Source organism: Paenibacillus sp. SAF-068, assembly GCF_051967555.1.
Classification (GTDB): domain Bacteria; phylum Bacillota; class Bacilli; order Paenibacillales; family Paenibacillaceae; genus Paenibacillus.
The window spans coordinates 878,443-888,003 of sequence record NZ_JBQCJX010000002.1; the positions used below are offsets into that span (position 1 = coordinate 878,443).

Genomic DNA, 9,561 nt, shown 5'->3' on the forward strand with positions numbered 1-9,561 from the left:
GTGAATGGCGTAAAGGGAAATCGTGGATTGACCTCGAATATGTCTTCGAGGTGAGCGATAATGGATGGTCAATATGACACAATTTTTATAGGTGTACTTGCTGTCTGTTTGATCCTGTGGCTGTTCTTCGGATTGCGTAGCTGGGTGAACCGACCGATGCCGGTAAGCTTGTCTGGAATGCCACTGAACGTAAAAATTCAGGATTCCCCGGCATTGGACTTGCTTGAAGCAGAGGGTTATGAAGTTATCGGTGGCAAGATGAAAGTCCCTCTGGCTTTCGAAGCCAATGAATCCATTTATTACAGCAGATTATTTATTGATTATGTCGCAGAACGTGAGGATCTCAGATACCTGGTAAAAACATCACGTCGCAGGCAGCCAATTGAAATGACCGGCCCTGCGCTAAGGGATCGCTTCCTCAATTATCTGTTGTTATATCCAGGCTGTGAAGGATTGCTGTATGTTGACTTGGAGGATTCCGATATTAAGTTAATCAGGCTCATGGACTATCAGGAAGATGTGTATGATGGGGATGATCTGGATTAATATAAAAGAATGAAGGCAAGGTCTGCGGCAAATTACGATTGCTGCTTTATTGCAATACATTTTAACTGGAGGCATGTATGAAAGGACAAAGGCACATCAAGATTCGTGAAATCATTAGTCAAAATGAAATTGAGACCCAGGATGATCTGGTTGAAGCACTGCGCAAGTCAGGTTTTCAAGTAACTCAGGCGACGGTATCGCGAGATATCAAGGAACTCCTGTTAATCAAAATTCCGATGGATGACGGCAGATACAAGTACTCTTTACCGACAGATCAACGATATAATCCGATTCAAAAGTTGAAGCGTGCTCTCGTTGACAACTTCCTTCACATTGACCACACCAACAACCTGGTTGTGATGAAATGTTTGCCGGGAACAGCCAACTCCATTGCAGCTTTGCTTGATAATATTGAGTGGAATGAAGTCATGGGGACGATCTGTGGAGATGATACCATTTTGATTATCTGCCGGACTGAAGGTAACAGCGTGACCGTTATTGAACGCATCATGGGTTACATTGCTTAAAGTGCGTGTTCAAAAAGATTGGTTTTCAGTACCGAGAAGATGGGATGAAGCTAAAATGGAGTAGCGGAGCGTAGGAAAACTACGTGAGCAACAGACATTTCGGCTGAATGCCATATTCGATGCTGATGATGCCACCAGGCATCCTTCGTAATCAAAAGCGGACTTTTTGAACAACTCTTGAATCAATGGTTCAAAAACATAATATCTGAGTAAGTCATCCGGAGGTGTTTTTGCAGATGTTAGTTACGTTATCGATTCGCAATCTGGCTGTGGTGGAAGAAGTGGACGTAGTATTCCATCCAGGATTCCATGTACTTTCAGGAGAAACGGGTGCAGGGAAGTCGATTATTATAGATGCGCTAGGCTTAATTGCCGGTGGACGGAGTTCAGCTGATCTGATCCGGTACGGGTGTGAGAAGGCAGAGATGGAAGCCCTGTTTGAAATGGAGCAGAGTCATCCGGTATGGCAGACTTTAGAGAAGCTGGGTATCCACTGTGAACCAGAAGAGCATTTGGTCATTCGACGTGAGCTGAACACACAGGGGAAAAGCACGTCCCGTATTAACGGGCAATTGGTCAATCTGACCATGCTGCGCGAGGTAGGCGAGAAGCTGATCAATATTCATGGACAGCATGAACATCAGAGTTTGCTACGTGCAGAGAGCCATCTGGGGCTTCTCGATACCTACGGCTCTGAAGTGATCGGACCCGTCAAAGCGAAGTACCAAGAGCGCTACAGCAAGTTTATCACGGCGGAAAAAGAACTGCGTGCGCTTCAGGAGTCCAGTCAGAGGGCATATCAACTCTTGGACATGTATCGCTTTCAGCTCGAGGAGATTGCAGCGGCAAGCCTTACACGAGGCGAGGATGAATTACTCGGGGAAGAACGGGTCAAACTATCCCATAGTGAGAAAATGATGGACAGTGTTGCCGGTGCATATGAACTGCTCAGTGGTCAAAGAGGGCTCGAAGCGGTGAGCATTGCTCTTTCAAGAATTGAAGATATTTCCGGGTATGACAGCAAAGGACTGCAGCCTATCGTAGAGCAGTTGCAATCCGCCTTTTATCAATTGGAAGATGCGACATTCCAATTAAGGGATTATCGGGAGAAGATTGAATTTAATCCGGCAAGATTGGAAGAAGTGGAGCAAAGGCTGAATCTGATTTCTGGCCTCAGACGGAAATACGGGGACAGTGTTGAACTTATTCTGAGTTATTATGATCAGATTAGCCATGAAACCGACCAATTGGAGAACAAGGATGAACGACTGGAGAAATTGCGAGCTGAACGTGATAAGATGCTCAACCTTGTGATGGAGTCTGCTGAAGAACTCAGCAAGGTACGCAAACAATGCGCCGAGGAACTTGCTTCACAGGTGGAAAGCGAACTCAAGGATCTGCAGATGGAGCGGACCACCCTGCGTGTTCAGATTACTCCTTTTGAAGATCCGAAGGGCATTGAATGGAATGGACGCCGTATTCGTCTGAATCGTCAGGGTGCGGACAATGCAGAATTCCTGATCTCACCCAATCCTGGCGAGCCATTACGACCACTTGGCAAGATTGCTTCAGGTGGCGAGTTGTCAAGAATGATGTTGGCGATGAAGAGTATCTTTGCGCGACATGACCGGATACCTGTGTTGATTTTTGATGAAGTTGATACCGGCGTTAGCGGTAGAGCAGCTCAATCCATTGCGGAAAAACTGTTCCGCTTGTCTTCGACTTGTCAGGTTTTCTCAATAACTCACTTACCACAAGTGGCTTGTATGGCAGATCATCAGTATCTCATTGAGAAACATGTCTATGATGGACGGACGATGACGCAGGTGGAATCGCTGTCAGACGAAGGCAGAGTGAAGGAATTGGCACGTATGCTGGGCGGCGTGGAAATTACAGAAAAAACGCTGCATCACGCACAGGAAATGCTGAATTTGGCGGAAGCCAAAAAAGGGTGAAACGGACGGCTGGCGTAATGATTGACAGTAATAAAAGCCTGGGGGCGAGGTTATCTTAAAGGTACGCAATTGGCGACCACCTTTCGTCAAGCGAAAGAAGCAAAGGGAGTGTGACAGCCATTGAATTCCCCCCTCAGGAAGAAATTGCTAGGTCTTTTATTTGCCTTCTTTCTTTGTGTGATTAGCCAGGCCATTCAGCCTGTGCAAAGTTATGCTTCACTGCCGGATGAATTGCAGGTGTTTGCTGGCAGGCAAGCGGATGTTCGGCTCGCTGTACCTGCTGCTTCAAGCGCCGTTGTAGATCGTCCTGATATTGTTGGTTTGGATGATCAGGCAGCGATGCATGTTACCAGGCAACAACCTTTGCATCTTAACCCACAACAGACGGGACATGCCAAATTAACGTTGAAGTTGTGGGGCAAAATTCCGGTCAAAACAGTCCATGTGAATGTGATACCGGATTTGCGTGTTGTACCCGGGGGTCAAACGATTGGCGTCAAAGTTAAGTCGGCAGGCATTCTGGTGGTTGGTCATCATCTGGTCCATTCCGGGCAGGATGAGCGTGTTTCGCCAGGAGAAAACGCAGGCATTAAGCTAGGAGATCTGATTACGCATATGGATGGTAAACGTCTTGATGGTGTGGCAGGTGTCTCTGAAGCCGTTGAACTTGCAGGCAAAAGTAAAAAAGGTATTGATGTTGTGTTGAAACGTGGCAAGGAAACGGTCAAGACAAGATTGACTCCGGCGTATGACTCCGAGGATCAGGCGTGGAGACTTGGTTTATACATTCGTGATTCCGCAGCCGGTGTTGGCACACTTACCTTCTATGCTCCCGATCAGGGCGTATACGGCGCACTCGGCCATGTCATTACGGACATGAACACGCAAACATCTATTGTTGTCGGTAGTGGTCAGATCGTTCAGTCCAATGTGACGTCCATTTCAAAAAGTGAGACCGGTGATCCGGGTGAAAAACGTGCTCATTTCCTCAAGGAAAGCAAGATTTTGGGCAATATTGAACGTAATACGGCTTTTGGTATCTTTGGTAAAATGTCCGGAAATCCTGAGCACAGTCTGTATTCTAAAGGTATTCCCGTCGCTTTCTCTCATGAAGTCAAAGAAGGACCGGCCGAAATACTTACCGTGGTTGACGGTCAACAAGTTGAACGCTTCTCCATTGACATTGTCCACGTGGCAGATCAAACGGAGCCAGCAACAAAAGGTCTGGTACTTCGAATCACCGACCCGAAACTGCTGGATAAGACCGGAGGCATCGTTCAAGGTATGAGTGGCAGCCCCATTGTACAAAATGGTAAGTTGATCGGTGCAGTCACTCATGTATTTGTGAATGATCCGAAATCGGGTTATGGTTGCTTCATTGAATGGATGTTACAAGATGCTGGTGTGATGATGAAAAAAGAAAACACGAAGAACCTCAAGGCTGGATAAACAGCCCTGAGGTTCTTTTTTGTCGAAAGGAAACATAATATATCAGATAATGAAATAAATTATTTATTATATAGGATCGAGAAAAAAAAATAAAGAAAAATAATTTTCGACAGGAGGAATTTAACCTGCTGTGTCGAAAATTTAACCTGTAAGGAAATGTACGAAACGATGTTTAATTTAAAGGAGGATACCGTTTTGCAAAAAATTGAGGTATTGCTGGCCGATGATAATCGTGAATTTACGAATTTGCTTGCCGAATATATATCTGAGCAGGAAGATATGGAAGTAACCGGTATTGCATACAATGGAGAAGAAGTACTGCAATTGCTGGAGCAAACTCGGGATGTGCCGGATGTATTGATTCTGGATATTATCATGCCTCATCTGGACGGTCTGGGTGTGCTTGAGCGCTTGCGTAACCTGAACCTTTCTCCACAGCCTAAGGTCATTATGCTTACGGCATTCGGACAAGAGAACATCACACAGCGTGCCGTGCAACTCGGAGCTTCCTATTACATTCTCAAGCCGTTTGACATGGAAGTGCTTGCGAATCGTGTGCGTCAACTGGTGGGAACACAGACAGCGATGTCCACAAGCAGCGGATCATCCATGTTCATGAAATCCAATGTCGTGCCAATGGGTAAACACAAAAATCTGGATGCAAGCATTACGTCCATCATACATGAAATCGGTGTACCTGCGCATATTAAGGGATATCAATATTTGCGCGAAGCCATTACGATGGTTTATAACAATATCGAAATTTTGGGAGCCATCACCAAAACACTGTATCCGGCAATTGCCGAAAAATTCAAAACGACACCTTCACGCGTCGAACGTGCGATCCGTCATGCTATTGAAGTGGCGTGGACGCGCGGTAACATCGACAGCATCAGCCACTTGTTTGGTTATACGATTAACATCAGCAAGTCGAAACCGACGAACTCCGAGTTCATCGCGATGGTTGCAGACAAGCTGAGAATTGAGCATAAGGTAAGCTGAAAGGACCAGGAGTAGTAATTCTGCAAGGAAACTGTAAATTCAGAGTCGATACCAGCCGAATGAAATCCGGCACTAATATCTGAATTGCTTCTTTGCATGCCGATACATTTCTGTGATATATGCCAACGAATACCGTCAATTATTGGATTTAAGATATCCAGTAACTGACGGTGTTTTTGCGTAACGAAAAGACACATGATTAGGTATAAATATGTTCTTTCATAAATTTTTACCTTCAGTTAACGCTTTTTTAAGTGAAAAGTGGTACGATGTGACCATTGACAAAGGCCTACATATATTTGGAAAGTTAGGATTAGATGCTACGAACAGAGGAGTAGAATAGTATGTTTACGCAAATAGGCGAGATTGCTGAACCAATTCCTGTAGTACAATCTGATACAAAATGTGATGTCGTCTATCATCTTTTCAAGTCCAATCCCAGTCTGGAAGGTATAGCTGTTATGGGGGAGAAGGGTGTGTCATTGATGATGCGCCCGCGATTCTTTCAGCAGATTGGCACCCAGTATGGATATAACCTGTATATGGGACGTCCTGTAGAGCTGGTGATGAACACCCAGGCATTGGTCGTGGATTATTCGGAACAGATCACCGATGTCAGTGTTCTGGCCATGGATCGAGATGAAGGGGAAATATATGATCTTGTACTGGTCACATCAGGGGAACGTTTCTATGGAGCTGTGAGTATTCGCCGTTTGCTGCTTGCTGTTGCTGATGTACGGGCTGAGATGGCGATTTTTATGAACCCGCTGACGGGCCTTCCAGGAAACCATATTATAGACGAACGGCTATATCAGGCGCTTCAGATGGACCATTTTAGCGTACTATACGTTGATCTCGATCAATTCAAATCCTACAACGATAGCTACGGTTTCAAAATGGGAGATCAGCTTATTCAGGCGACAGCTAACTTGCTTCGCAAGCTTTTTGTTTTTCCTGAAGCTTTTCTTGGACATATCGGTGGTGATGATTTTATTACAATCCTGAATCACCATGATTACCAGCAGATTAGTGAGGAAGTCATCTCTGGTTTTGAGGACATGAAAAAGACGTTCTACAACGAACATGATTGGCATAATCAATATGTTCTCGGGGAAGGCCGTTCCGTGCTGATTCGGCCCATTCCTCTCGTGTCTGTATCTATCGCTGTTGTAACCAATAGAAAGCAAAAATATGAAAACATAGATCAGATTATTGATGAGGCCACACGCATCAAAAAAGGTTGTAAAGCGATTGCTGGTAGTATCATCTGTGCAAATGATACCATCAGTCATCCATATTAGAAGTAATATACACATACGATGTGGATTGAAATATCCAATTATACGAGAACGTAGAGGACAGAATGAACCTGAAGAAGTGGATCTAAAAGCTTGCTGCAGGATGCTTCTTCTGAAGTTTAAGCTTCAACCTAATACACATAACAGTAAAATGCAGAAAAACCGCTATTCATCAGGCTTCAGTCACCTGTAATAGCGGTTTTTCTATTATTAGATGCGAGTGGAGAACTATGTTGCGAAAAAAACACGTCAACCCCAATATGTATGCATATAAGATTACGTTTGATCAGAGCGTACTCATATTCGAATATCTACAGATGGGTATGAAGCAGCAGGAGATGCAGAAGCCGGATTTCGCGGGCCATTTCCGGATTGCTGATTAGTGGTTCCTCCATCTGATCGGAGCTCTTTGCTTCCTGTTTTCTTTTCTTCATGTACTTCCTGATCTTCTTCTCCAGATGTTGCTGAGATAGGTGGTTGTGCCGCCTCTTTAGGCGCGGGCTGTTGGATCTCTTTCACCAGATCCCCAATCTTTTGATTGACCTTGCTGAGCTGAGAATCGATGTCCTGAACAACCTCACGTTTTGCCTGGAAAACGGTGCGCTCTGAGTTTTCCAACATCATTGATTTGCCGAGATCAAAATCATTTGCTGGAGGATTAATCTCCAGAACGAGTCGGTCGAATCGGGTCTCTCCTTCAGTAGTCTGAACGGAGCCCTGCATGCGATCACGCAAACCGACCAGCTTACCCAATTGATCATAAGTCTGACTATGTTTGATTAGATGATCCAGTGAAGGGGCTTGTGTTTCATCGGTTGGTTTGGGTTGTTGCTGTTGAGTCTTTTCGGGCTGTCTTAATTTGTTCTTCTCTTGCAATTCCTCTGCTTTAATCTGAGCAATTTGGCTATCGATCTGGGATATGGAGCTTGTTAAGGATTTAATCCGCTGAGCTTTGGTTTTGGTATCCAACTCGTCATTGGTTTTTACACCTTGCATTTCTTCATTGAGCCGAATCTTCTGCTGCACAAGTCCCTGAATTTCTTTATCCCGACTCGAGACTTGATTTCCTGGAGTGAAACTGCTTATAGTTGCAGATGAGATTGAATTCATATCCTCGTTCTCCTTCTCTCTTTATCATGGTTCTATTTACATATATCGGATGTTAAGAGAAGGAATTGAAGGCTATTCGGAGCATTCATATGTTACTTTCTGAAGGTCGCCATGATATCGATTTTTTTGTCAATGAGCAGTGTATGTTCCTTCGGCCTGTTAAGAACACATTAATTATGAATGGGCAATAAAAACCAAATTTTCATACTAAATAATTTGTTGTAATGAATGATTGAAGAAAAATAAAATAATTTTGTATATTATGAATTAAGATCAATAAAAGTATATATCTTTAATTATATTCTTGAATTATCCATTTATGTATGATAAATTTCTATTGAGTTGTCTGTTTACAAATTTTGTGGAATTTTGTTTTTTAAGGGGGAATTAGAGGGGGATAAGGTGGATTAATTAATGGGTTACTTTAAAGATCAATGGGATGGAACCTTCAAGCTACATGATAGCATTTCTTGTATCTATTCGCTTTTACACATTGCTTCAATAAAGTTTATAACTAATCAGATAATGGAGAGTGAGTATTTATGTTATTAAGTCTAATGAAATCTAAATTACATCGGGCCACTGTTACAGAAGCAAATTTAAATTATGTTGGTAGCATTACTATCGATCAAGGATTAATGGAAGCGACAAATCTATTACCTAACGAAAAAGTACAGGTTGTTAATATTAACACGGGGGATCGATTGGAAACTTACGTGATATCAGGCGAAAGGGGACATGGTGACATCTGTCTCAATGGCGCAGCAGCGAGATTGGTGCAGCCTGGTGATAAAGTCATTATTATATCGTATGGATTAATGACAGAAGTTGAGGCGCAGAACCATTATCCGGTGGTAGCCGTATTGAACGACAACAACGAAATTGATCAAATGATCTTGGAAAAGGCTCATTCTACGGTGTAGGTTTGCATTGTTGATCTTTTGAGATGCTCGATTCCTGCCTATTATTAGCAGGAATCTTTACTAAAATGAATTTAGTAGCTAATGACTGAGAAATCTGTGCTTGAAAGAAAGGACTGAAACCAATGGATTCAAGCATTCTCCAGAAACTCCCTCCCGCGATTTGCCATGGAGGCGAAGTGGAGCAGGCCCGGAACGGTGTATACACCTTAACGGACGTGTTCCAGCGAGTTAAGGAACAGACAGATAATCATGGAATCCTGTATGTAAACGAGGAAGGTCAGGAGCATTATCGCAGTTATGACGAACTGGTTGACGAAGCAGGCAGGATGTTATCCGGGTTGAGGGGATTGGGGCTTAAAGCCGGAGACAAGGTGATTTTACAATTCGATCGACAAGAGGACTTTGTTACGGTTTTTTGGAGCTGTATTATAGGTGGGATTGTTCCAGTTCCGATGACAACGTCCAAAGACTATCGTGAGAAAAGTAACGAGGCCAGTGCGCTGTATAGTGTGTGGGAAATGTTGGACAAACCCGTCATATTGACCAGTGGAACGCTGGAACGTGGGCTTATGGAGTTTAGCCAAAACTACGGGGTGAATTCCCATTACATTCAGGCCATTGAAAAGATGAAACAAACGGTTGGGGAAGAGGTTTGGCATATCAGTAAACCAGAAGACCTGGCTTTGATGCTCTTTACGTCGGGAAGCACGGGAAAACCGAAAGGAGTACAGCTGACGCATGGGAACATCAT

Annotated in this window: 9 protein-coding genes; 8 read left to right on the forward strand and 1 reads right to left on the reverse strand. The window is 43.8% G+C overall.

What is annotated here, in order from left to right:
* Positions 1 to 60 precede the first annotated feature (60 nt).
* From ACTHPG_RS17790 to ACTHPG_RS17815, 6 genes are all read left to right on the forward strand, one after another.
* A complete protein-coding gene (locus tag ACTHPG_RS17790; RefSeq protein ID WP_440390806.1) occupies positions 61 to 546 on the forward strand; it encodes a hypothetical protein in 486 nt (161 codons plus the stop codon).
* 77 nt (positions 547 to 623) lie between these two features.
* Positions 624 to 1,073 (forward strand): transcriptional regulator AhrC/ArgR, encoded by a 450-nt coding sequence (gene ahrC, locus ACTHPG_RS17795; protein ID WP_017687604.1) that lies wholly within the window; start codon positions 624 to 626, stop codon positions 1,071 to 1,073.
* A gap of 236 nt (positions 1,074 to 1,309) precedes the next feature.
* On the forward strand, positions 1,310 to 3,028 hold the full coding sequence (gene recN / locus ACTHPG_RS17800) for a DNA repair protein RecN (protein ID WP_440390807.1): 1,719 nt from the start codon (positions 1,310 to 1,312) through the stop codon (positions 3,026 to 3,028).
* Between the two features lie 120 nt (positions 3,029 to 3,148).
* On the forward strand, positions 3,149 to 4,477 hold the full coding sequence (spoIVB, locus tag ACTHPG_RS17805) for a SpoIVB peptidase (protein ID WP_440390808.1): 1,329 nt from the start codon (positions 3,149 to 3,151) through the stop codon (positions 4,475 to 4,477).
* Positions 4,478 to 4,672: 195 nt separating this feature from the next.
* Positions 4,673 to 5,479: a sporulation transcription factor Spo0A gene (gene spo0A, locus ACTHPG_RS17810; RefSeq protein WP_062835258.1), complete on the forward strand. Its 807-nt coding sequence runs from the start codon at positions 4,673 to 4,675 to the stop codon at positions 5,477 to 5,479.
* Between the two features lie 344 nt (positions 5,480 to 5,823).
* The gene (locus ACTHPG_RS17815; protein WP_440390809.1) at positions 5,824 to 6,780 is read left to right on the forward strand and encodes a GGDEF domain-containing protein; all 957 of its coding nucleotides are present in this window, start codon (positions 5,824 to 5,826) and stop codon (positions 6,778 to 6,780) included.
* Positions 6,781 to 7,074: 294 nt separating this feature from the next.
* Here ACTHPG_RS17815 and ACTHPG_RS17820 read toward each other — a convergent pair whose 3' ends face one another.
* Positions 7,075 to 7,887: a hypothetical protein gene (locus ACTHPG_RS17820; protein ID WP_440390810.1), complete on the reverse strand. Its 813-nt coding sequence runs from the start codon at positions 7,885 to 7,887 to the stop codon at positions 7,075 to 7,077.
* A 542-nt stretch (positions 7,888 to 8,429) separates the two neighbouring features.
* On the opposite strand from ACTHPG_RS17820, the gene panD reads away from it, so the two are divergent.
* Both panD and ACTHPG_RS17830 read left to right on the forward strand, forming a co-directional pair.
* A complete protein-coding gene (gene panD / locus ACTHPG_RS17825; protein ID WP_210110441.1) occupies positions 8,430 to 8,810 on the forward strand; it encodes an aspartate 1-decarboxylase in 381 nt (126 codons plus the stop codon).
* A 122-nt stretch (positions 8,811 to 8,932) separates the two neighbouring features.
* Positions 8,933 to 9,561, forward strand: a 629-nt coding sequence (locus ACTHPG_RS17830) for an AMP-binding protein (RefSeq protein ID WP_440390811.1), incomplete at its 3' end; no start/stop codon positions are given.

Bases quoted from the DNA above. Each gene is read 5' to 3' on its own strand.
- panD (WP_210110441.1), top strand. From the start codon at position 8,430: ATGTTATTAAGTCTAATGAAATCTAAATTACATCGGGCCACTGTTACA.
- recN (WP_440390807.1), top strand. From the start codon at position 1,310: ATGTTAGTTACGTTATCGATTCGCAATCTGGCTGTGGTGGAAGAAGTG.
- ACTHPG_RS17790 (WP_440390806.1), top strand. From the start codon at position 61: ATGGATGGTCAATATGACACAATTTTTATAGGTGTACTTGCTGTCTGT.
- ACTHPG_RS17820 (WP_440390810.1), bottom strand. From the start codon at position 7,887: ATGAATTCAATCTCATCTGCAACTATAAGCAGTTTCACTCCAGGAAAT.
- ACTHPG_RS17815 (WP_440390809.1), top strand. From the start codon at position 5,824: ATGTTTACGCAAATAGGCGAGATTGCTGAACCAATTCCTGTAGTACAA.
- ahrC (WP_017687604.1), top strand. From the start codon at position 624: ATGAAAGGACAAAGGCACATCAAGATTCGTGAAATCATTAGTCAAAAT.